Consider the following 22,645-nt stretch of genomic DNA (forward strand, 5'->3'; position numbering starts at 1 on the left):
AAACACGGTAATAGCGAGGCCCGTTCCCCATGGCCCATATCTGATAGTTTGAACACTTATTACCACAAAATTGATCTTATGAGTGATTAACTCAATAAGTTTTTCTGCAACAATTTGCTGCGCCACACGCTATATAATGGCCCCATAATCCAAGGCGCTGTCGATGAGCGTACGCTTAATGCTGCTCGCTGCGACAAATCTGCGCCGGCCATTCGCCGCGGCAGACAGAAAGGGCCCTGGACAGCATACATCGGCGCCCGAACATGCCGACAACAAACATCATATTCTTGGTATTCAACGGATACATCATCACCTTTGACTGAAAGGAGTGCCACCGTGCCCACAAATCCAGAGACCTATCCTAATAGCGGCGCAGGACAAGCGCCGCTGGCATTCACCGGTGACATGCGCGGCATGGAGGTTCATGGCCGCGACGGCAATAAGATAGGAACGATAGACAGACTTGTTCTCGACAAGATGACGGGAGAAGTTGCTTTCGTTGTCCTCTCTTCAGGAGGGTTTCTCGGGCTTGGGCAGGCCTATCATCCAATTCCATGGCCGGCATTCCGTTATGACAGCAGGCGAGATGGCTATGTCGTGGCGATCGATAAGCGCCTGCTGGAGGGATCCCCGACTTATCGACCCGATACAGCACCGGTTTTCGATGAGGTCTACGGCCAACGTGTCCGCGAATATTATCGTGCATCTCTCGATGGAGCTTCCTGAAGGCGATTGCGACCCGGTTGCTCACGATGAAGAATTACGACCATGGGCGTTATGGACGGAGGTGCGCTACCATGAAACCGTGAGAAAGCCCTAGGGTGACAATCTGGGAGTCCCGGAATGGAGCCTCACCGCCGCGCATCATCGAGATTCCTTCCTGCTGTGACGACGAGTCCGGGGCGTCGCGGAGGTCCATGGCAAGCATGTCTCCAGCGACATCCTGTGATAGATAGGCATCGAGCGTCGGTCCGCGCTCGAGCATGTAGCGACAGGTCAGAAACAGCCTATCTGGCCATTGGAGGAACGTGATGCCGCCTGTCATGGGCACGCTCGGCTGACGCTGCTCACTCCGCAGGTGACGTGACGCTTCGGAGATGCCGCTAGAACTTCACTATTTCGCAACTTCCGCCCTTCCAACATGCCTATCCTTGCTGAACGCCGATCGTCACTGTCGATCATGGGATCTTTCCTCTCCTCAGGCCCTGCCCGGGCGAACCCGGGGCTGCCCGCGCGGCCTGGAAGCTACGTGAGCAGTCTATTCCTTGCACGCCCAGCCCACCCGTCAGATTTGATGTTTCTGCGTCGGCGGAGCCAAAGCGACATCGCACGGCTTCAACGCATCAACGTGCGGAATAGCCGCTATTTGCAATTGTCGGTGCACCTCCATACCCGAAGCTCAGGCTGGTTCGGCGGCGCCAGGAGGAAGGCACGCCGGGCCGCGAGGAAGCGCCCGGCGTGCCTCCGGGCGGCACGACTGCTGCCCGCAAGTGACTGAAGCTCTTCGGGAGAGAAGCTCTGGCCCGCCCAGAGACAGCGATTTCCGGCTGTCAGGAAGTTCTACACAGGCTTTCCGAGCGTAGCCCGCATTAGCCGAGCACGCGCATTCACGGCGTAGCGCTGACCGTGTCCCTCTATTATTGGCTCTCGGCCATGACCTTTAAGGGCGCGCGCATGCTCGACCGCCTGCCAAGCCGTAGGAAATTTGCTGACGCAGTTTGTGCCCACTGCATCCCAGGTAACGTACCACATACCTCTCTCCAGCTCGCAAGAGAGGAGGCCGGACCGGCATGCCCAGGGAGCGGAGCAAGAACGCATGTCATCGGCATTCGTGCCAAGCCGACGGTGAACTATGCTCCGCTATACAACGTTTCAAATTATTCGGCGCGGGATCATTTTCTGATAACATCGATCTCAGCCGCGGTCGCGCCGATCTCCCCGTCAGGGAGCCCCTGACGACAAGGCCGATCATCATATATCCAGACAGCGATCTCGGCAGGCGGACAGCGAAACTTGCCCCGAATGAACGCTGTCATCGGCAGCTTGGTGGGGATCGGCGGCATTTAGACCGCCGGCGCTCGCGACCGATCGGGTCGCAACGACCATAGAAGCTTGAGCGCTGAAGCCCATGGCGTACGCACCTTCGTGACGCCAAATCCGACACCCTCCGCAACCGGTCCCGATGCCTATTGCCTCGTCGCGGGCTCCTCGAAATCAAGGTAATTCGCCATTTTCCAGAGATCCTGGGACATCAAGCGCGCTTGGGGGCTCGTCAGCGTCACCTGTGTCGCAATGCCACCCGCCTCGACTTCCCGGTCGTTTTCCGCGTGCAGCAAGCGCAGGAGGCCCGTTTTCTGAGCCGTGGCGGCTTCCCATGACAGCGTGATTGAGAGGCGGACTGTGCCATCGGTGAGCCTATCCCAATGGTCGACGCTCTTCGCTGGGCTCATGCCGGTCTCCAGTCGCGGCACGGTGCCCGACTTGAGATGAACGTCTGAGCGCGGCAATCGGCCCAGCCTCGCGGCAATCGTTTCTGTCAGGCCATTCAGCCGTGCCCTTCCGGCCTGGTCAGCCGATACGCCCGAACTTCATTGCGAAGCGGGCTGAGCGGAGATAGCCCATACAGGACCTAAGAACCGCTCTTGGTATGATCGAAAGGCTGTCGCTTGGCCTGTACGACCGCGTCCTTGAGATTGCTGTAACGAAATGCGCCAACGTTGAAGGAGTCGATTGGTCTGCGTACGATCCCGAACTCCGCCATCTCGACCACTTCCTCTTCAGTGAGCGGAGCCAGCCCCAGTCCCCGCTCTATCGTCACGACGCCTTCTCCGAATGATTGACACCTGACATATCAGCTAGCCTTGCCCGGTCTTGCCTGAGGAACCGGCTACGGCTCTGGAACGAGTTGACGCTGACTTCTCCGTCCGCGAACTGTGCTGCTAGCAGGCGCTCGTTTCCTTCCACAGACCGAATCAAATTCCTGAGGCTTTCCTCAAACGCGTTCGATTTTTCTGCCCGCTCCTGAGCAAAGACATGGCGCTCATTCTCTGGGTACGGAGTGGCGTTGATCAATTCCCGGGTATCCAGCGATGCGTTGCGGTGCATCTCATACACCTCGGGGACCGCTGCTGCTTCGTTCATGATGGAGGTTTGCTCTTGCACGAGCAACGAGTTGGGATCGCGATGCGGCGGAACCGCCTCAACACATCCGCCATCGTCTTCCCACGATGGCATGTCGAGATCGCGTAAACTCGTTTTATCTTGAGGCCGGACCATTGCGCTGCTCCTCTGCGTGTAAGCGGGAGCACATCGCATCTCTCAGCCGTCCACTTGCTCGGATCGGCGGGCGGTACAATCTAGATGGTAGGTCGGTCAGCAGATTACAATGAGGCGCAGGGGAGCCCACCTTCGTCCCCTGTCCGTCGAACCGCCTAAACAGCGGCCCTCCACCTCAAGGCGGTCATAGCATCTGCCGGAGCGGGTGGCTGCTATCGGCCAGTGGTCGTCGTTTCCGTAGCAAGTCCGTGATCCTGAAGCAGCCGTCCGTTCAGGCGTGCTCGGTAATCCGGGGGGATGGACCATCCAAGAGCATGTAAGCTTCGTCGAAGTCTTCGACCGCCATCAGCCGATCCCAATTATCGATCCGGACGGTTCCCGCGCTAATTGCGGCAATCCCCTGGATTCTCAACTCCCTCAGGGTACGGTTTACGTGGACACTCGTCAGGCCGGTCGCATCTCCTAGATCAATCTGCGTAATCGCCAGCGGAAAGGCGCGTCTGTTGCCCTTGCCCGCCCGCTCGTTCCGGATCGCCATCTCGCAGAACAGATGCGCCAGGCGTGACAGCGCGTCTCGGCGGCCGACGTTGACCACCCACTCCGAGAACATAGACCCATCGACGACGCAGTCCCGCCAGAAGGCCTCGGCGATCCCGGGATGATGGGCGGCCAAACGCTGGAGTTGAGCATGTTCCCCCGATCCCGAGTGGTGCGCTGCCGATCAGCGACCATTTTGATGGCAAACACTTCTTCAATCCCGACGGGCGGACGGGCAAGCCTGGCGAGGAAAGCAAGGGAGTGATGGCGCTTGTCCGGGAGGAGCTTCATCCACCCTTCCACACTTGGCCTAAATCCATGCAGGTGGTGCAGACCAGGCCGCCCGCGCGGGTGGACGGAAGCAGCATGCTGGTCACCTGGATCGGCCATTCAACCGTGCTGGTGCAGACCCGGGGTCTCAACATCCTGACCGATCCAGTGTGGGCGCAACGCGCCTCACCCCTGAGCTTTGCCGGCCCCCGACGGGTGCGTAGGCCGGGGGTGGGGCTACGGGATCTGCCGCGCATCGACATCGTGCTTATCAGCCATGACCATTATGATCATCTCGACACCGGTACGCTTTCCGCGCTTTGGCGGCGAGATCGCCCTCTCATTGTAGTTGGACTCGAGAATGACCGCCTGCTCGCCCGCTACGGGATCAGGGCGACGGCGCTCGACTGGGGGATGAGCGTGGCCGTGCGATCCGACGTCAGCATTGTCGCGGAGAGGGCGCATCATTGGAGCGCGCACGGGCCGGGAGATCATAATCGCTCGCTCTGGTGTGGCTTCACGATCGTGCTTCCGGGAGGCGATATCTACTTTGCAGGCGACAGCGGACCAGGCGATATGAAATGGGCGATCGAAGCCCGGAAACATGGACCGGTTCGGCTCGCCCTCCTGCCAATCGGGGCCTATCACTTCGATAGCGGCCAGACTGACAATCATATAGGGCCCGCTGAGGCGGTGACGGCATTTGAACAACTGGGCGCCAGCTATGCACTCGGCATCCACTGGGGAACGTTCGAGCTGACATCGGAAGGCGTGGACGAGCCCGCCGAACGCCTCAGCTCTGCTCTCCGCGAAGAAGGCATCAACCCGGCCCGGTTCAGGACGACGAGCGCTGGTGAACAATGGGCAGTTCCAGTTTCTTAGTCGTCTTCTGGGCCGGCTGCAGCCTGGCAGCTTCTGGGCGCCAGATCGCGCGAAGCGGACATTGGCGCTCGCTGGTCGAGCCGCTAAGACCCAATCTCGGCTGTTCGTGGCCTCTTTTCGCATCCTCAGCTTTGGCCGTTCGTTCACCTCGCCCGGGATCATCAGCCGGCCCGCACGCAATTGCGCTGGTATGAACGCGACACATGCGGCTCAGGTGGCGGGATGGCGCTTCAGCACACTGGACCGACGCCATTCAGGTCAGCCAGCCCGTGAAAGAAGATATCGATCCTGAAGTGCCGCAAGTCTGGCCCTGAACTCCGGAGCCAGACCTGCCGCCAAGTTTGCGTAGGCGCGCGGGTTGCGGATCCATCTCCCGAGTTCGACTAGTCCGTCATCCAGGTCTGGAACGCAACCGACGAGACGGGCCGCGATCAACCGCTTCTCCAGATCCCGCAGCAGCAGGTAGGCTGACCCGCTTTCCGCAGGCCCCGGTGCCGAGAGGACCGAAGCGGCGGGAACAACTGAACTGACCCGAGGGAAATGGCCGCGAGGCAGACCGGCCAGCGCGGATCGCACCTTCAGCCCGACCAAACCATGGCTGCCCGTCGCGTCACCGCGATACAGCGACTTCATGAACCGCAGCTGCCGCAGGTTCGCGACCGCTCCCCTGTCGAGGAAGCCCTCTTCTCGCAGAGCGTCGAGGATGGCATCGTAAGCGAAGATGTAGCGACCGCGCTCCGCTAGCGAGAGGACGCCGAAGTTCCGCATTGTGACGTAAAGCACGTCCGCCGCCCACATCTCGGCGACCGGACCAGGGGGAATCCGAGCGATCAACCCAGCCAGTGCACCGTTGTCCGCGATCTCAGCCGAGTAGGACGACTTCGGCCGAAAAGACGCCAGCAGGCGGCCAAGACGTCCGTCACGATCCACCGAGACGTCGGCCTCCAGCCGCAGGTGCTGGACGAAGAGCGCCCCTACACGCGACAGATGCTCGAGCTTGCAGAACGTGTAGGACGCGACCGAGAACCCCTCCGCCCGAAGAGCCGCCGACCTCTCGCGCAGGACTCGGACGTCATCGTCGACGATAAGGAAGTCGCGATCGCTCAGCGCGTCGGCATCGCCACGCGCAGACGAGCCGAATTCCGCCTCGGAGGCGGCAAAGGTCGAAGCCGACCTCATCGCAGGAACCTCTTCACGAGCACGGATGTGAATATAGACAACCAGCCGATCGCCGCCAATGCCTCGAACACGGTCAGCATCTTGGCGAAGGGGCTGTCAGGGACGACAGTGGAGAATCCGAGAACGGTCAGGACGGAAAATGAATAGAAGATGCTGTCCACAATCGAAGGGGTCGCCAGACGGGCGCCGTTCACCACGAGATCCGCACCGATCAAAAGGTGGTTCAGCAAAGAGATCGCTAGGAAGAAGAGGATTGTGAAGCCGAAGAGCCTCACCGGCTTGTAGCCGTAGCCAGCCAGCACGTCGTAGGTCAGACTCTTCAGTTTCGCCCATTCTCCCGGCATCCTGTCGACCTTCCCGCTGCGGATGTCCCAGTCAAGCTGATACCGCTTCCAGCGCCTGAACTGGATGTCCGCGTCCGCATAGAAGGCGTCCTGCCGCTCATTCGAGTAGTTGGAGAGTAGCGCCTGGTACATTGTAACGGGCACGTTCGCCGCTTCGACGCGATATCGCCGGTCGAGCCGTATGGTGCGAGGATCGAGATAGCACTGTTCGAACTTGGCCTTCCACATGCTCGTATCGACGAACCTACACTTGTGGAACTCGACCTCGCGAAAGCGGCTGCCGTTGAACAGGCAGTCCTCGAAGGTGCATTCGGTGAAGGTGAGCTGGAACAGGTCCATGTTCTGGATCGACACGTTCCTGAACGTCACCTTCTTGATCTTCTTGCGCGGCTGATACCACTGCTCCCCCCGGAACAGGATGTTGGTCACCTCATCGCCCGGCGACATTGATGGCATCGCCTCCCCCTGCTGGTGCACTTTCGGCGTGCCATCCAGTCTGAAGAGGTTCGTCAGCATTGCGGCAGTTGAGCCGGAACCGCTGTCCGTGTCCATAGCCCGTCAAGGGGTGGCCGTTTGGAGACAAGCGGTTTCGGGCGGACGACTCCGGCGAGCTGCCCTTCGTTCATGTCGTGGTCAAGACGGCAAATGCCCGCAACCGCCGCCCTCACTTAGCCGGTGCGAACCCGCTGCGCGGGGGGTGGGGAATAGCTCGCGGCGTTGAGTCGAGATCAACGCCGGTCGGCAAGCCGAGGTGCAACCTCTCGCCGCTCTATGGTGGAGGGGCTATATGCGTTGTAGCGACCGTTGATTGATCAATCGGTCAGAATTGAGGATCGAGTCGCGAACATCATCCCTTCCGCCCGCTAACCATCTAGCGTGGGTGATGCCGAGATCCCCCGAACATTCGCCATGCGCGTCGTCGAGCCGGCCGAATACGAATCAAGCAATGGTGGTAAAATCTTCCGGCAGATTGCCGCAGTGCTGATGCGGTCCAAGGGCGTGCCACCTTCAGAGACAGAGCCAATTGGAACTCCGCTTTGTCAACACCACCTAGACTTCTAAAGTTGAGGGCGGCTCATTGGCCGCCCCCAACCATCCTCAAATTTAACCGAGCCTAGAAGCCGGGATTCTGCTCTGGCTTGACGGTGAGGGTGAAAGCGAAAGGCCGCAGCGGCTGGGACCCCTGAATAGCATTGCTCGTTACGACCGACACATTACTCCCATCGATCGCATTCATGGTCAGCGGCACAAGATAATTACCTGAAGCCATTGCATACCCAGAATGACTTTCAACACGCTTGACATCACCAAGGCCGCCAGAAAGACCATGCGAGAAACTCGCGGAGCCCGATCCATCTAGAGTTCCATAATAGAACAATTTTCCACTAATAATGTATTGAGGATTTGGAAATGCAGATCGACTATTGATGTTGTCGATGAAGTGGTTTTCGCCAATGCTAGCGCTATTAGAGCCGAGATTATTCACCCAGATCACAGGGTAACCGCTTATGCGTGCTGTGTTCGAGTCGAAGGTGACCGACGTACTGCCGTCGAAGTAATATGCGAAACCAGCACAGTTGATCACCTGATTGCCTGTCACATGGGCCCCGCGAGCGCGGTTCACGACGATGCCGCTTTGACCCCCGGCGCCACTGTAGGAGAGTGAAGAGTCGGTCACAAGGTTGTTCGTAATCGATACGTTGACCTCCTCGGTCGAGCTGTTTCCGTTGTAACTAATACCGGCTTCACCGCAGTGGCGAATATTATTGCTGTCGATCTTAAGATGATGGGGCCCTATCCCACCATAGGATCCCGGGGCAATACCGATTTGACATCCGTCAATTAGATTATCTGACACGAGAAGATAGGCGAGTGTCGAATTCGGTCCAATGCCAACACCAAGACTAGTGTTCGCGATGTAGTTGTTCGCCACAACGCCGGAAACCCCGTTATTCAGCGCAATGCCACCATCTCCACTATTCATAGCAATGTTATCGGTAACGAGCACGAACCCGCCGTTAAAATTGTAGATATCCCCACTTGCTTGGTCGCAATAGTTTCCAGTAAATACCCCCCAGACACTGTTCATTACCCATGCATGTGCCGTATTTGCTGGGTTCGTGGGCATTGGAAGCATCTTGAATCGATTATTCAGCACGTGGAAGTCGTAGGAATTCTGGCCCGCCGGACTTGTGATCGCCTGGGAGCCCGCAGCAGACATTGCGGTCCCATCAAAATAACAGCCCTCTATGGTGACGTTGTCTGTCCCTCCGGGAAGGTTTAAGATTACTGAAGAACCCGCGGTCCCCTTCATGTTGATTCCATAAAGAGTGACGTTAGGCTTCAGTTGGATGTCATGAACTTGGTAAACAACTGACTTAGTGGAAGTGACGACTCCGCCGCCGATGGCGTTGACCGCATCAATAGCAGCCTGCAAGGCCTGAATATCAGACCCGCCCGCAGTCCTATAATATTCGACATTGTATCGGGGCACGTTTACATCAACCATGACACTGGGCTCCAGGGCAAAGCGCATCCGCTTTGACATTAAAGACATAAATTTCGGGGTGACCGCAGAGCAGTAAGGCTATGCAGCAGCGCTGATAATAGATTTTTTCCGACTCGAACTCCTCTAATTCGGACTGAACAGAAGGAGAACAAACTCGAGTCGATCCTACAACGCAAGAGGGCGTCAGCCGGCAGGGGAAATCCGAGTTACGCAGCTGCGCTTGAAAGCGGGCGCGCGTCCGCGCCGCTAGCGGGCGAGAATGACGTTTCCAGCTACAGCGAGATGCTCGACTGGAAATGCACAGCCGTACTCAGGCTGTGCGTTCGACCAAGAAAGTGTGAGAGAGGCCAGGCGTCGCGCCAATCCTTCCGTCCTCGCGAACCTCCACGGGACGGCAGCCCGCGCGATAGATCAGTTCGAAGATGACCGACTGGGGCAGCGCGTTCATCTCCATAGATGGTTGCTCTGCCGCCAGATAATCAGCAACGGAGAAGCTATAGCCCTCAAGGAAGGTGGGCACCTGGAAAATAGCCAAACCCCCAGGAGTGAGGAGGCCGAGGAGTTGCAGTAGAATCGTAGCCATAACTGGCGGGGGATTGTGCTGCAGCACAATCATGCTGATAATGAGATCTTGTCCATTGTAACGCGAGATATCGTTTACCGTGGAAATCGTGTCGAATGTTACGTTGCTTATGCCGGCCTTCGAGGAGCGCTCACGCGCCCACACTAGGTGCGGCGCCGAAATATCTAGGCCAAGAACATGGCCGACGTGCGGCGCCAGCGCTAGTGACAGTCGCCCGACACCGCATCCGAAATCGAGCGCCCTTGCCAGTTGCGCTGAGGGCCTGTTCCTACCAATCATGGCCAGAAGTTGTGCAACGTCTGGGATGCCTGTTGCGTAAAACTCGTCCTCGTGGGCGCGAACGTTGGGCATAAGGAACTTATCATTCACGAGCACAGACCAGTGCGGGTCACGTTCCCCGAACCCCGTCCACTCCCGCGAAATTCCGGAAAGCATGCGTTCAAGCTCTTGTGGCGAGCAATCCACCTCCACGATCGACGGCCCCGCTTCGAGATAGCGGCCGACCAATCGATAGGACGTGTGTGAACGGTATTCCGAGCTATTCATGAAAATCTGGCGGAGCTGCTCCCTGTCTCGTATGGTGGTCTGTTCCTCCACAACCCGTTCACTCTCGGGTTCGCGACCCAACAGCATCCGGTACGCCCACCGCACTTCGTCATCTGAAACTGACATATTCACCACCGGAGCAGAAAACAGCGTCCTAACCGATTCAGCGACGCGAGCACATCCCCCTTTCTCCCCGGCCTCTGAGAGATTTCCCATTGAGTGGCGTCCCCCGCTTTTTTCATCCGGATTGAGATAGAGTTTCGCGGCCCTTTGAAGCCCTGCGAGCAAGGTCGGCGTTCCGACCGTCTCTCCTATCGCGCTCACCGAGCGGTTGGCGTGTACCCGCAGCTAGCGAAGGCGGTGCTCGCCCGCTCAATGCCCGTAGCGGCTCCGGCGGTCGCCTGCGCCAGCTCGGTGCCCGCCTCGAGCAGCGCCGTGCCCGACTCCTCTATCGCCTTGCGGAAGGTTTCCTCGTTCGGCGCCACGCCGGTCGTGATGGAGTATTGCCTGACGTCGACGGCAATCGCGACGAATCCGCCTGCCGGCGGGACGTCAGCGCCCTGTTCGGCAGGCATTTCCCCAACGGGCCGCCGAGGACCGAACTCGTCCGCCGGCGGAAGCGTGGGCCGGAGGACGATGTCCACGAGCGCCTCGTGGCCATCGTCCTCCGGGGCCCCGGGCGGCGCCGAACAGCGCCATCAGAGCACGATCGGGCAGGGGATCGAGGCGGTGTTCGACCGGCGCCGGCATCGCATCGTGGCTTACGTGCCGCCGGGGAGGGGCGCACCTATCGAAGCGCCAAAAGGCCGGCCAATCATTGCGGTCACCGGCGCCTTTGCTCCGTATCAAATCCAACTCGATGACGGCGCCTGCTTCGTGCTTGAAAGCAGCCGCGCGAGCAGATCGTACAAGGCCGGTCCAGCGGCGCGTATGCCATGCCAGCCGGCGATTCCATTCGAGCCCGTTACCCCCGTCCCACCCCGTGCCGACATGCGGCTCATCGGCACGGCCTGGGGCTTTGCGGCGTGGCGGGACGACCGCACCGGGGGCACGGTTGTGACCGATATGCGCGCAGGCGGCCAGCCGATCCTTTTCGAGACCCAGATGGCGGCCGTCGGCATTCGTGGAATGCGCGCCATCGATGCACCAGGGGCGATGATCAGTCTGGTCGGGCGATATGACGGCCACGACGCCGTCATTCTGTTTGATCTGTACATCTAGATTGCGCGGATGCGACACGGCCATCGACCGCTTTGCGGGGAATCCCGACGTCTGCCGATGGCCGCAAAGGACGTGAAAACCCCTTGCGATGTAGGATCGAGGGGTATCTGTTCTTCTTATGTTCGCACGATGCGAATCGGAGGAGGACAATGCGAAACAGATTATTCTGCATCGGCTTGATCATCTTTGGCGGAGCCACCGGCGCGATCGCAGCCGAGACGATCACCTACAGCTATGACGCCCAAGGGCGGCTCGTGCAGGTCGCCCACTCAGGCAGTGTGAACAACGGCCAGGCGACGACCTACGCACATGACAATGCCGACAACCGGACCAGCGTGGCGGTGAGCGGCGCTTCCCACTGACGATCCGGGGCCGGGCGCCCCGATCCCGGCGCCCATGCTGGCGCCACCAGACAAAGGATATGATGATGAAGAGGCTCGATTCCGAGAACGGCTTCGTGCGCCCGCGACAGGCGCGCACGGCCATGTCTCGCCACACCGGTTTTGCGCTGGCCGCCCTGCTGGGCTCGGCCTCGTTGCCGACCCTCGTTCAGGCGCAGATCGTGGCGCCTGCTCCGGTGCCGGTACGGCAGGTGATCGACGCGAACGGTGTCGACCTGTTTGCCGGCACGTTCAATTTCAGCGCGCCCTCAATGACCATCGGCCATGGCGACGCGACCATGGCCTATACCAGGCGCTGGGCCGGCAATGGCTGGACGGATGAGTATAACGTCTATCTCTATAAGAACGGCAGCACGCTTACCGTCAGCCTCGGCGGACAATCGGACAGCTTCACGGTATCCGGCTCCACCTTCACGCCAACGGAGGGCAATGGCTCGACGCTTACCTTCAACGGCACGAACATCTACACCTATTCCCGCGCCGACGGCATGGTGATCCATTTCAACAAGACCTACGGCAAGCGCATTTCCGACACGTTCAACGAAGGCCTGGCTTCCGACATCACCTATGCCTCTGGTGCCCAGGTCTCCCTCACCTACACGACGGTGATGCCCTGCGCGACGTGGAAAGAACTCAGCGATGGCCCCGTCTGTACGTCGCGCTACACGCTGTCCCGGCTGCAGTCCGCCGGCAACGCCTATGGTTATCGCGTTGTCTACGGCTATGCCGAGGATAATTACGACGACAGTATCGGTGTGGACAACAGCCTCTGGTCAACCCTTACCTCGGTGAGGGTCGACAACGTCGCCACGGGCGCCAACGGCCTTGCCTCGACGGGGCTCAACACGACCTGGATTGTCGGCGGCGAGAGATTTGAGACCGTCACGGACCCGCTTGGCCACGCCACGCAGTTCCACCTCAACCCTACTGGCCAGCTGATCGGCATCCGGACGCCGACGAGCGCCTCCGAGAATGTGACATTGGGCTATGCGGCCGGCCGCATATCGAGTGTGACGACGCCCGCCGGCACCGTCAGCTATGCGGCTGTCGATGCCGGCGGCGCGCGCACCGTCACCGCGACCGACGGGCTCAGCCACAGCACGACCTATGTCTTCGACATCGCGTCGCGCCGCATGACATCGACGACCAATGCACTCAGCGAGACCACCAGCTACAGCTATGACGGTAACGGCCGGCTGGTGCAGGTCACGCGCCCGGAAGGCGACTATACTCACTACACCTATGACGGCCGCGGCAACCTGACCGAGACCCGCATCGTCGCCAAGCCCGGCCCTGCGCCGCAGCCGGCCGATATCGTGATCAGTGCGAGCTTTCCGTCCAGCTGCCTGACCACGGCAGCCTGCAACAAGCCGAGCACCACCACCGACGCGCGAGGTAACGTCACCTCCTACAGCTACGATATCGATACCGGCCAGATTCAGTCGATGACGCGGCCCGCTGTCAACGGCGTCTCGCCGCAGACTCGCTATGGCTATTTCAGCATCGGAGGCGTCAGCCTGCTCACCGATATTTCGTCCTGCCAGAAGTCCGCGTCCTGCGCAGGCACGGCCGATGAGGTGAAGATCCATATCAGCCACGACGCGAACAAGCAGCCCAACAGCATTACCACCAGCGCCGGCGACAATTCACTCTCCGCGACCACAGCCACAGGCTATGACTATCGCGGCAACGTGATCGCGGTCGATGGTCCGCTTGCCGGCGGTGCCGATACGACGGTGACGACCTATAACGCGATGCGCCAGCCGATGGTGACGGTCGAGCCCGATCCCGATGGCAGCGGCCCGCGCCGCAGCCGCGCGGCGAGCCGCACGTACGACGCCGAAGGGCGGCTGACGAGCGTCGCCCGCGGCACCGCCAATGCGGATGGGAGCGGCTTCGTGTCGCTGCAGGAGAGCCGCGCCAGCTATGACGGGGCGGGTCGCATGCTGACGCAAAGCCTCACCTCGGGCGGCACCACCCACAGCCTGCGTCAGTACAGCTATGACACCGCCAGCCGCCTCGATTGCGCGACGCTGCGCATGAACCCCGCCGCGTTCGGCGCGCTGCCCGCATCAGCCTGCACGGCGGGCACGGCCGGCAGCTTCGGTCCGGACCGCATCACGAAATATGGCTATGACGCCGCTGATCGCCAGACCAGCGTGACCACAGCCCTCGGCACGAGCGCGGCGCAGACCATCTCGACGAGCTGGACCGCCAATGGCCGGCAGGCAAGCCTGACCGACGGTAAGGGCAATGTCACGGCCTTCGCCTATGATCGGTTCGATCGACTGTTCCGCACCTACTATCCCAATCAGGCCGGCGGCGGCAGCTCGACGACCGATTATGAGGAGCTGACCTATGATCCCGCGTCCAATGTCAGCGTCCGCCGGCTGCGCAACGGCAACACCATTGCCTACTTCTATGACGCGCTGAACCGGCTGAGCACCAAGAACCTGCCGACGGGCAACAGCAATCTCAACCCGGCCTACAGCTACGACAATTTTGACCGGATCGTCACGGCGACGAACGCCAACGACCTGTACAATACGTCCACCGCGTTCACCTATGATGCGCTCGGACGCAAGACGTCGGAGACGTCCGGGCTGAACGGCACCAGCCTGACCAAGACGATGGGCTACGATCTCGCCGGGCACCGCACGCGGCTGACCTGGCCCGACAATTTCTCGGTCTATTTTGATTATGACCCGAGCGGCATGACGACCTCGGTCCACGAGGACGGCGCGACCTCCGGTCCCGGCCTGCTGGCGACCTTCGGCTATGATGATCTCGGGCGGCGTACCACGCTCACCCGGGGCAATGGCACGATGACCAGCTATGGTTATGACGACGCCTCGCGGCTGACCGCCCTGTCGCAGGACATGCCGGGCAGTGGCTGGGACCAGATCCAGGGCTTCAGCTACAATCCCGCCGGCCAGATCATGCAGCAGACGCGCTCGAACGATCTCTACGCCTATACCGGCGCGGCAAACGGAGCGGCGAGCTATGGCACGAACGGGCTGAACCAATATACGCCGCCGGCCCCGGGCGTCGCCTCGCCGGGCTATGATCCGCGCGGCAACCTCAGCTCGCTCGGCGGGCTGGCGCTCAGCTACAGCGCAGAGAATGAGCTGGTGCTGGCCGGCACCAGCCGCTTCTACTACGACGCGCTGCATCGACTGGTGTACAGCAGCGGCGTGTCCGCTCGGTCCGATCGCGATGGCGATGACCTGATCGCAATGTATGATGCCTCAGGCAACCTGCTTCGCCGCTTCGTGTTCGGCCCGGGCGTGGACGAACCGCTGGTCTGGTATAATGGCACCGGCACGGCGGATCGCCGCTGGCTGCACGCCGACGAGCGGGGCTCGATCACCGCGATCACCAATGCCACCGGCGGCGTGCTGTCGATCAACACCTATGACGAATATGGCAACCCGGGCGCGGGCAATCAGGGCCGGTTCCAATATACCGGACAGGCCTGGCAATCGGAGGCCGGAATGTATTATTACAAGGCCCGTATGTACGTACCCAGCCTCGGCCGCTTCGCCCAGACCGACCCGATCGGCTATGCCGCCGGCCCCAACCTCTATAATTATGTCGGCAGCGATCCGATCAATGCCACCGATCCGATGGGGCTCGATACCACATCCAATGGCGGTCGGGGCACGGCCAACCCGGGTTGCGCCACGGATCTCGGCGTAACCTATTGTGGTGGGACCGGCGGCCCCTCGGATGCCGGGGAGATCATCCTCACGCCGCCTCCCGCGCCCTCTGCCGTCACGGGCTCACTTTCCACCGGCTACGTTGGCGTACAGGGCGGCATCAGCTTGGCTGGAGCCGCAGGATCGCCGCAAAAGGACAAGTCCACTTTCGATAAGTTCAAGGACTGTGCTGCTGCCCAGTACGGGCTTGGGGACGGGAAGGCTGAAGCCGGTCTCGATCTAGCAAAGATTGGTTCGGAGATCGCTTCCTTGCCGGTGTTCAAGCCGCTTGTCGGGATACCCGTCATTGGGGAGTCTTCGAGCTTTACCAATGTTCTGAATTACACCTCGTTTAAGCTAGGATTGAATGCGCGTTTCGAAGGCGCTGCGGCGCGATCCTTTACCAAGGCAGCGTTCGGAAGTGTGCGCATCGCAACGGTGCTTGGTAGGGCAAATGTGGTGATCGGTGGAGCATTGCTGGCCTACGATGCAGCCGCTATCGGCATCTGCACGGCGAGGGGTGACTAGAATGGCGCAGGGCATAACCAAGTCAGAATTGGCCGCCGTCATACACGATGAGGTCGCGAAGTATGTGGACCGTGAATTTGGCGATGGGGAAGGCTTCGTATCCGATCTAGAGCTTGCATCGGACGACCTGAGCGCCATCGCTCTCACCTTAGAGAAGCGGTTCAACGTGAAGATCGAGCGCCGTCGCTATCGCGAAGTGTCAAACGTCGATGATTATGCGGATTTGTTCGCGGAAGCGTTGGGCGGAGGCGAAGCAAGATAAAAGGAATGACTCCCCTGCAGGCTAACCTATTGTCTGCACATCCTAATTTAGCGAGATATACGGCACCGTCAGCGAGACTGGCGGTGCCGTCTAGCGTGCGCGCCGTTCGCTCGACAATGCGATGAAGGGTGCCGAACGCGCCGCGGCGCTGACCCAGCGCCTGCTCGCCTTCTCCCGCCGGCAGCCGCTGGCGCCCAAGCCGATTGACGTTGATCGGCTGGCGGCTGGCATGTCCGATCTACTTCAGCGCTCCATTGGCGAACGGGTGCGGCTTGAAATCGTTACGGCGCCGGGCCTATGGCGGGTGGAGGCGGACCCCAACCAGCTCGAGAGTGCGATTGTCAATCTCGCGGTGAACGCGCGCGATGCGATGCCGAACGGTGGCCATCTTACGATGGAGACCGCTAACTCCCGGCTTGATGAAGGATATGCCGCCGCTCAAGCCGAGGTGCCGCCGGGGCAATATGTCATGATCGCGGTGACCGACACCGGATCGGGCATGCCCAAGGAGGTGATCGACCGCGCGTTCGAGCCCTTCTACACCACCAAGGAGGTCGGCAAGGGCACGGGGCTCGGGCTGTCGATGGTCTATGGATTCGTCAAGCAATCCCGTGGCCATGTGAAGATCTATTCGGAAGAGGGGCGGGGAACCACGATCAAGGTCTATCTGCCGCGCCTGTTGCGGGATTCCGTGCCCGAACAGCTCCCTGCGGCGAGGCCAGCTTCGAAGGAAGTGTCGAGCGTGAGACGATCCTCGTCGTCGAGGATGATGATGATGTGCGCGCCTATACCGTAGAGACGCTGCGCGAGCTTGGTTATCGCGTGCTCGAAGCCCATGACGGACCGGCGGCGCTGCGGCTGCTCGAGCGGCAGGAGGGCCCGATCGATTTGCTGTTCACCGACGTGGTGATGCCCGAGATGACCGGAAGCGAACTGGCGGCGGAAGCCCGCAAGGCCCAGCCTGGGCTGCGGGTCCTCTACACGTCGGGATATACCCGCAACGCTATCGTGCATGGCGGACGCCTGGACCCAGGGGTCGAGGTGATCGTCAAGCCATTTACCTTCGAGGCGCTAGCTCAGAAAGTCCGCGATCAGCTCGATGCGGGGCGCACCAAGTGCGTCCTGATCGTTGAGGGGGAGCCGGCGGTACGGATCCTCGCCGCCGAGGTGCTGCGCGGCCTGGGCTTGCGCGCTGAGGAAGCTGCGACCGGATCGGAGGCGCTGAACAAGGTGCGCGCGGCCCAAGGAAGCTATGATGCGGTCATCCTTGAGGACGTGTTGACGGATATTTCGGGGGAGGACCTGAGGGCTGAACTCCGGGCGTTGCACGCCCAGCTTCCCCTCGTGGTCACAGTTCGCGAGCAAGCAGCCGGATTACGGGAGCGTCTGCGCGATGACCGGTGTACTGTTGTGATCCCACGTCCATATTCGGGGGCGGAGCTCCAAGAGGCGCTCCAGAAATTATCCATAGAATGCGACATACCGCCCAAGGGCCTTAGCTGAATCTATATGCACGAGCCTGCGACTACGCGCAGCTGACGGTGCCCAGTAGCCCGACCGTGCGCTCACGGCGGTCCTGTGTCTCTGAACCCCGCACCGTGATGGGCCGCATATAGTCAGCCATCGGGGCCGAACGACGGGGGGCTGCGGCGTGGGCCGACCGGCGCCATGCGTTCCTCTTCTCGAGAGTCGCCCCCCCGGCGGTGCTGAGCGTTGCCTGTCGAGGAGAGCTTCAACATAAGGGGCTATGACGGAAACACCCGAGCGCATTCAACGCAACGTCTTAGCTGTCGCCGAGCGCCGCCTGCTAACCTGGCTTTGCGGCCGAATGCCGAGCTGGGTGACACCGGATCGACTGACGAGCCTCGGGATGGTCGGGTCAGTAATGGTCTTCGTGGGCTATGCGGCAAGCGAATGGGCGGCAGCCTGGCTGTGGTTGGCAATCTTCGGCTATCTCGTTCACTGGTTTGGCGACTCCATGGATGGCAGCCTCGCACGATTCCGTCGGGTGGAGAGACCGAACTACGGATATTTTCTGGATCATAGCTGCGATGGGGTTGCCACCGTCCTCATCATCGGGGGGATCGGGTGCAGTCCGTTCGTCAGACTTGATGTCGCTCTTTTTGCCGCAATCGGATACCTTCTCCTATCCGTCCACGCCTATCTAGCGGCGAAGGTTTGCGGCGAGCTCAAGCTCTCCTACCTTGCCGCAGGGCCTACAGAGCTTCGCCTGATGCTCATTGGGCTGACACTTGCGATGCTGCTCCTTGACGATGCCCCGGATGTTTTCGGACAGATGTCGGGCTTCGACGTTTTCGTCGGGGTGGCCGGTGCGGTCCTGGTCCTCCTGTTTCTCAATCAATCCATTCTCACGTGCCGACGCCTTGCGCCACTTGAGCCATGACCGCTGCACCCGGATAGGTTGTTTGCAACCAACTCGCCTCCGGAGAGGGGCGGATCTCTGGCATTTGTAGGGCATGTGCTGCCTACGAGAGCCACAGATGGGTTGTGCGTCCGACTGTGTATTGCTAGCGTAATACACCATGGTTGATGAATCTCATCCACTGCTCGATGCTCAAATCAGTAGGCGGCAGGTCCTTGGCAGTTCGGCCCTGGCTCTATCTGCTGCGCCAGCCATCGGGGCGGTTGCTCACGCAGCGCCGCTATGGACCGTGCGAAAGGGTGGCAGGAGCATATACGTACTCGGTGAGAGCCTGCCCCGTCCAATCGACTGGCACAATCCGATCGTCGAGGCGCTATTGCTGCGGTGCGGGCGCCTCTGGACGGAAACGAACCAAATCTATCGAAACGCAGCCACGGATTTGGCGAAGGCGTTTGGGATGTCCGGCTCATCCTCGCCACTGGGGCTGCTGAGCCCAGCACAGATGGCGCGGGTAAAGAAGGCGGCAGCCATGTCGCATGTTTCGCTTGATGAGCTGGACGGCGCGCGACCCTGGCTGGTCGGCGCCACCCTCGAGGATGCTGGCTACCAAACCGCGGGGTTGATCGGAAAATCCGCCAACGCGATTCTGAGCGCCCAGGCAATGGCTGCCGATATCCCTGTCTCCAGCGAATTTGCAGTGAAGGACGACGTTTTCGCGTGGTTCGGCGGCATGACAGCCCAGCAAGACGCCCAGTTTCTTTGCTTTTGTGCAGACGGCGTGGTTCTCGGCCGTGCCGGATCCGAGCGGATATCGGCCAGCTGGCTATCCGGTCAGCTTGGGCCGGCCCTGGATTTCGTTCGCCACGAGGAGCGTGAATATCCCGAGCTGTACGAGAAGCTTACGGTCGCTCGTAACCACGGCTGGATACCGCGGTTCGAAGGCATGCTACGCGAGCCGAAGCCGACGCTCGTTGTCGTAGGTCTTTATCATCTGGTCGGGCCCGAAAGCCTGCTCGTACAGGCGAGGAACGCCGGCTTTACGGTCTCGTATGGCATATAAACTCGGATCTGTCCTCGTCGATCGGAATAAGTGCCCCTAGCCGGCTTACTCTCTCGTCTGATTGGATGTCCGCTTTCGTGATTGCCTTCTAGTGCCACGAACGGCCTGAATGGGCGCGAAGCGGTCTTCGCTGATCACCATGCCAGATAAGTGCTGAGAACCTCCAACCGGAAAGAGCACTCCGTTCGAATGGAGCGGAAGTGGGTCGTAATTCGCACGGAGCGGGTGACGACCTGACCTGGTAATCCGTCGGGCTCTCGACAGTGGAAGGGCACTCAAGCTGCCTCCATCGGAGCCCAACAGTGACCACGTTATCTGATCTGCAGTCAGTCCTTCTCATCGCCGCGGTCAAGCGGTCGGATGGCGCTCTACCACCGCCCCCCTCGACGAATACGGTCACACCGCGGGTAGAAGGGCGAGCGTCGGGCGGATGCTGCAGATGCGACAGGCGGCGAGTGGCGATGCTGTGATTGCACCAGCCTTGTCGCCATTTTCTACTCAATATCATTAGAATACAACGCACTATCCATCTGGCATAGTCATTGCTTCCCGATGGTCATCCGCGCATTTCCGCGCCAATGACTGGGGAATTTCTTGCTTCATTATCTGATCCGATCGAGAGCCGCGCTCCTTTATGCCAGCGCCCTCGCCTCCACATTGGCTTTCCCGGCCGTTGCCCTGGCCGCGGTCGATGACGTGGCCGATGCCGCTGCGGATACGGCTGTCGAAAGCGCCGATATCGTCGTGACAGCGCAGCGCCGCGAGGAGCGGCTGCAGGATGTGCCGACGGCCGTGACGGTGCTCAGTCAGAATCTGTTCAGCGAAGGCGGCGTCGGCCGATCCGCGAACGAGGTGCTGAACCTGGTACCCAATGCGTCCGCCGGCACGCAGCAGCATGGCCGCCCGCGCTGGTGGATCCGCGGCGTCGGCGCCGGCCAGCAGCAGCTCGACCTCGCCAACCCCGTCGGCTTCTATCTGGACGATGTCTATATCAGCAACGCCAGCGCCACCGGCCTGCCGCTGTTCGATATCGAGCGCGTCGAGGTGTTGCGCGGCCCGCAGGGCACGCTGTGGGGGAAGAACACCACCGGCGGCGCGATCAACGTTATCTCCAAGCGCCCCAGCCTCGCACCGGGCGACGACGAGAATTATGCGAAGCTCGAATATGGTAGCTTCGACAACAAGATCGCCGAGGCCGGGATCGGCGCGGTGCTGGCGCCGGATGTGCTGGCGGCGCGCATCTCCGGCCGGTTCGACGATCGCGACGGGCGCTTCAACAATCTTTTCACCCGCGACAAATCCAGTGCGGTGCGCGACGCGGTGCTGCGCGGGCAGCTGCTGTTCAAGCCGAGCGACAGCCTGGAGGCGCTGCTCAGCGTCCATTATCGCGATTACGACACGGACGGCACCTACTGGACGACGACGAGCTATGCCGCCAACGGCGTGGTCCGCAACGGCTATGCTCCGTCCACCAACAAAGACGATGTCAGCACCAATGCCGGCGAGTTCAGCCGCAACAAGCAGCTTGGCGGATCGCTGCACCTCGACGCCTCGCTCGGCAATCTGACGCTCACCGCGATCACCGGCTATGAACGGTTCAAGACGCGCAGCGCCACCGACGGCGATTACACGCCGCTGGAGATTTCGCGCGGCTATACCCGGGCGCGCAGTCGGCAATGGACCCAGGAATTGCGACTGGCCTCACCCCAGACGAACCGGCTGAACTGGATCCTCGGCGCCTATTATTTCAACGAGCGGATCATCTCCAACGCCGCGTCGGCAACATTGCCGGCAGGCTCGGTGGCGGCGCTGCCCGGCTCGACGGCGACGCCGGCCTACAGCCTCACCAGCTATCGCCACAAGGCGGAGAGCGGCGCAGCGTTCGGCAGCGCCACCTTTGATTTCACCGATGCGTTGAAGCTGACGGTGGGCGCACGCTGGACCCGCGAGACCAAAACGCTCGACTTCGACCGACTCGCGTCGCCCAACGCGGCGGCCTCCGGCTGGAGCAGCTACACCCATTGGTGGGACAGCTACACCGGCACCTATGGCGGGCCGGGCACCTTTTCCAGCGATCTCAAGCGCACATGGAACGCCTTCACCTATGACGTGACGCCGTCGTGGAAGATCGACGCCAACAACATGGTCTATTTCAAATTCTCCCATGGCCTGAAGTCGGGCGGCTTCAATACGGCCGCGACATTGCCGGTGGCCTTGACCGCGGTGGCGCCGGAGAAGCTCGATGCATCGGAGATCGGCTACAAGTCGCAATGGTTCGATGGCCGGCTGACGTTCAACGTCACCGCGTTCCATTATGGTTATGACGATGTGCAGATCAACGTTGTCGGCCCCAATCCCGGCGCGGTCGGCGGCGCCACTGTCTCCTATCTGCAGAACGCCGCCAAGGCGCATGTCAACGGCGCCGAGATCGAGATCGCGTCGACCCCGATCGAACGACTGAAGCTCACCGGATCGGTCGGCATCCTCGACACGAAATATGATAAGCTGCAGGTGCTGAACGGCGGCGCCGATCTCTCCGGCGCGCGCTTCGTGCGGGCGCCGAAGCTGACCCTGAACGGCAGCGCCAGCTATACTGTGCCGCTGGGCGATGCGGGCAGCATTGAGCTGGCGGCGGACGCACGCTACAACTCGCTCCAATATTATTACATCACGCCGCAGGACACGCTGAACCGGCCGGCCCTGAACCAGCCTGGCTACACTATCGCCAATGCGCGAATCAGCTACAGCGCCGCCAATGATCGCTATACCCTGACGGTGTTCGCCAACAACCTGTTCGACGTCGATTACCGCAACCACGCCTTGCCCCAGGCCAATCCGGCGCAAGGGATCAATGGCGATGCCGTGCAGTGGGGCGATCCGCGCACCTATGGCGTCTCTCTGATCGCGCGCTTCTGAGCGCATGAGAAAGGGCGCCGGCGAAATTCGCCGGCGCCTTTTTTTCCCTT

19 protein-coding genes are annotated in these 22,645 nt (G+C 60.8%); 11 read left to right on the forward strand and 8 right to left on the reverse strand.

Annotated elements, in window-relative coordinates:
* The first annotated feature begins 336 nt into the window (after positions 1-336).
* Positions 337-726 carry a PRC-barrel domain-containing protein gene (locus KOF26_RS07275; protein WP_216322518.1) on the forward strand — a complete coding sequence of 130 codons (390 nt, stop codon included), beginning with the start codon at positions 337-339 and terminating at the stop codon, positions 724-726.
* A gap of 1,460 nt (positions 727-2,186) precedes the next feature.
* Here the strand turns inward: KOF26_RS07275 and KOF26_RS07280 are convergent.
* The 3 genes from KOF26_RS07280 to KOF26_RS07290 all read right to left on the reverse strand — a co-directional run bounded on the left by KOF26_RS07280 (position 2,187) and on the right by KOF26_RS07290 (position 3,949).
* Complete coding sequence (locus KOF26_RS07280) at positions 2,187-2,450, reverse strand: hypothetical protein (protein WP_216322520.1); 264 nt, start codon at positions 2,448-2,450, stop codon at positions 2,187-2,189.
* A 364-nt stretch (positions 2,451-2,814) separates the two neighbouring features.
* On the reverse strand, positions 2,815-3,276 hold the full coding sequence (locus KOF26_RS07285) for a hypothetical protein (protein ID WP_216322523.1): 462 nt from the start codon (positions 3,274-3,276) through the stop codon (positions 2,815-2,817).
* A gap of 271 nt (positions 3,277-3,547) precedes the next feature.
* Complete coding sequence (locus KOF26_RS07290) at positions 3,548-3,949, reverse strand: Crp/Fnr family transcriptional regulator (protein ID WP_216322525.1); 402 nt, start codon at positions 3,947-3,949, stop codon at positions 3,548-3,550.
* 230 nt (positions 3,950-4,179) lie between these two features.
* Here KOF26_RS07290 and KOF26_RS07295 point away from each other — a divergent pair, with 230 nt between their 5' ends.
* Positions 4,180-4,965 (forward strand): MBL fold metallo-hydrolase, encoded by a 786-nt coding sequence (locus KOF26_RS07295; RefSeq protein ID WP_253201216.1) that lies wholly within the window; start codon positions 4,180-4,182, stop codon positions 4,963-4,965.
* 258 nt (positions 4,966-5,223) lie between these two features.
* Here KOF26_RS07295 and KOF26_RS07300 read toward each other — a convergent pair whose 3' ends face one another.
* From KOF26_RS07300 to KOF26_RS07320, 5 genes are all read right to left on the reverse strand, one after another.
* Positions 5,224-6,144, reverse strand: coding sequence for a hypothetical protein (locus KOF26_RS07300; protein WP_216322529.1), 921 nt, complete (start codon positions 6,142-6,144; stop codon positions 5,224-5,226).
* Complete coding sequence (locus KOF26_RS07305) at positions 6,141-7,004, reverse strand: ion channel (RefSeq protein WP_216322532.1); 864 nt, start codon at positions 7,002-7,004, stop codon at positions 6,141-6,143. Before KOF26_RS07305 ends, KOF26_RS07300 begins: the two co-directional genes overlap by 4 nt.
* A gap of 598 nt (positions 7,005-7,602) precedes the next feature.
* Positions 7,603-9,024 (reverse strand): right-handed parallel beta-helix repeat-containing protein, encoded by a 1,422-nt coding sequence (locus KOF26_RS07310; RefSeq protein WP_216322535.1) that lies wholly within the window; start codon positions 9,022-9,024, stop codon positions 7,603-7,605.
* Between the two features lie 283 nt (positions 9,025-9,307).
* The gene (locus KOF26_RS07315) at positions 9,308-10,450 is read right to left on the reverse strand and encodes a class I SAM-dependent methyltransferase (protein WP_363182023.1); all 1,143 of its coding nucleotides are present in this window, start codon (positions 10,448-10,450) and stop codon (positions 9,308-9,310) included.
* The gene (locus KOF26_RS07320) at positions 10,447-10,701 is read right to left on the reverse strand and encodes a hypothetical protein (protein WP_216322538.1); all 255 of its coding nucleotides are present in this window, start codon (positions 10,699-10,701) and stop codon (positions 10,447-10,449) included. Before KOF26_RS07320 ends, KOF26_RS07315 begins: the two co-directional genes overlap by 4 nt.
* Positions 10,702-10,762: 61 nt before the next feature.
* On the opposite strand from KOF26_RS07320, the gene KOF26_RS07325 reads away from it, so the two are divergent.
* The 9 genes from KOF26_RS07325 (at position 10,763) to KOF26_RS07360 (ending at position 22,595) form a co-directional block, all read left to right on the forward strand.
* Positions 10,763-11,347, forward strand: a complete 585-nt coding sequence (locus KOF26_RS07325) for a hypothetical protein (protein ID WP_216322541.1) — start codon at positions 10,763-10,765, stop codon at positions 11,345-11,347.
* A 176-nt stretch (positions 11,348-11,523) separates the two neighbouring features.
* A complete protein-coding gene (locus KOF26_RS07330) occupies positions 11,524-11,709 on the forward strand; it encodes an RHS repeat domain-containing protein (RefSeq protein WP_253201217.1) in 186 nt (61 codons plus the stop codon).
* A 65-nt stretch (positions 11,710-11,774) separates the two neighbouring features.
* On the forward strand, positions 11,775-15,974 hold the full coding sequence (locus KOF26_RS07335; protein ID WP_216322544.1) for an RHS repeat domain-containing protein: 4,200 nt from the start codon (positions 11,775-11,777) through the stop codon (positions 15,972-15,974).
* Between the two features lies 1 nt (position 15,975).
* Positions 15,976-16,236, forward strand: a complete 261-nt coding sequence (locus KOF26_RS07340; protein ID WP_216322547.1) for a hypothetical protein — start codon at positions 15,976-15,978, stop codon at positions 16,234-16,236.
* Positions 16,237-16,357: 121 nt separating this feature from the next.
* Complete coding sequence (locus tag KOF26_RS17065; RefSeq protein ID WP_253201218.1) at positions 16,358-17,032, forward strand: ATP-binding protein; 675 nt, start codon at positions 16,358-16,360, stop codon at positions 17,030-17,032.
* Positions 17,014-17,739, forward strand: coding sequence for a response regulator (locus tag KOF26_RS17070; RefSeq protein WP_363182027.1), 726 nt, complete (start codon positions 17,014-17,016; stop codon positions 17,737-17,739). Before KOF26_RS17065 ends, KOF26_RS17070 begins: the two co-directional genes overlap by 19 nt.
* A gap of 244 nt (positions 17,740-17,983) precedes the next feature.
* Positions 17,984-18,640: a CDP-alcohol phosphatidyltransferase family protein gene (locus KOF26_RS07350; protein ID WP_216322550.1), complete on the forward strand. Its 657-nt coding sequence runs from the start codon at positions 17,984-17,986 to the stop codon at positions 18,638-18,640.
* A 139-nt stretch (positions 18,641-18,779) separates the two neighbouring features.
* The gene (locus KOF26_RS07355) at positions 18,780-19,679 is read left to right on the forward strand and encodes a TraB/GumN family protein (protein WP_216322555.1); all 900 of its coding nucleotides are present in this window, start codon (positions 18,780-18,782) and stop codon (positions 19,677-19,679) included.
* 657 nt (positions 19,680-20,336) lie between these two features.
* Positions 20,337-22,595 carry a TonB-dependent receptor gene (locus KOF26_RS07360; protein WP_253201219.1) on the forward strand — a complete coding sequence of 753 codons (2,259 nt, stop codon included), beginning with the start codon at positions 20,337-20,339 and terminating at the stop codon, positions 22,593-22,595.
* The last annotated feature ends 50 nt before the right edge of the window (positions 22,596-22,645 follow it).

The sequence above is a fragment of the Sphingomonas quercus genome (assembly GCF_018863195.1).
Lineage (GTDB): Bacteria > Pseudomonadota > Alphaproteobacteria > Sphingomonadales > Sphingomonadaceae > Solisphingomonas > Solisphingomonas quercus.

Coding starts and splice junctions, on each gene's coding strand:
- KOF26_RS07280 (WP_216322520.1), bottom strand. CDS start 2,450: ATGAGCCCAGCGAAGAGCGTCGACCATTGGGATAGGCTCACCGATGGC.
- KOF26_RS07320 (WP_216322538.1), bottom strand. CDS start 10,701: ATGCCTGCCGAACAGGGCGCTGACGTCCCGCCGGCAGGCGGATTCGTC.
- KOF26_RS07355 (WP_216322555.1), top strand. CDS start 18,780: ATGGTTGATGAATCTCATCCACTGCTCGATGCTCAAATCAGTAGGCGG.
- KOF26_RS07350 (WP_216322550.1), top strand. CDS start 17,984: ATGACGGAAACACCCGAGCGCATTCAACGCAACGTCTTAGCTGTCGCC.
- KOF26_RS07310 (WP_216322535.1), bottom strand. CDS start 9,024: ATGCGCTTTGCCCTGGAGCCCAGTGTCATGGTTGATGTAAACGTGCCC.
- KOF26_RS07305 (WP_216322532.1), bottom strand. CDS start 7,004: ATGCTGACGAACCTCTTCAGACTGGATGGCACGCCGAAAGTGCACCAG.
- KOF26_RS07340 (WP_216322547.1), top strand. CDS start 15,976: ATGGCGCAGGGCATAACCAAGTCAGAATTGGCCGCCGTCATACACGAT.
- KOF26_RS07335 (WP_216322544.1), top strand. CDS start 11,775: ATGAAGAGGCTCGATTCCGAGAACGGCTTCGTGCGCCCGCGACAGGCG.
- KOF26_RS07300 (WP_216322529.1), bottom strand. CDS start 6,144: ATGAGGTCGGCTTCGACCTTTGCCGCCTCCGAGGCGGAATTCGGCTCG.
- KOF26_RS17065 (WP_253201218.1), top strand. CDS start 16,358: ATGAAGGGTGCCGAACGCGCCGCGGCGCTGACCCAGCGCCTGCTCGCC.
- KOF26_RS07325 (WP_216322541.1), top strand. CDS start 10,763: ATGTCCACGAGCGCCTCGTGGCCATCGTCCTCCGGGGCCCCGGGCGGC.
- KOF26_RS07285 (WP_216322523.1), bottom strand. CDS start 3,276: ATGGTCCGGCCTCAAGATAAAACGAGTTTACGCGATCTCGACATGCCA.
- KOF26_RS07295 (WP_253201216.1), top strand. CDS start 4,180: ATGCTGGTCACCTGGATCGGCCATTCAACCGTGCTGGTGCAGACCCGG.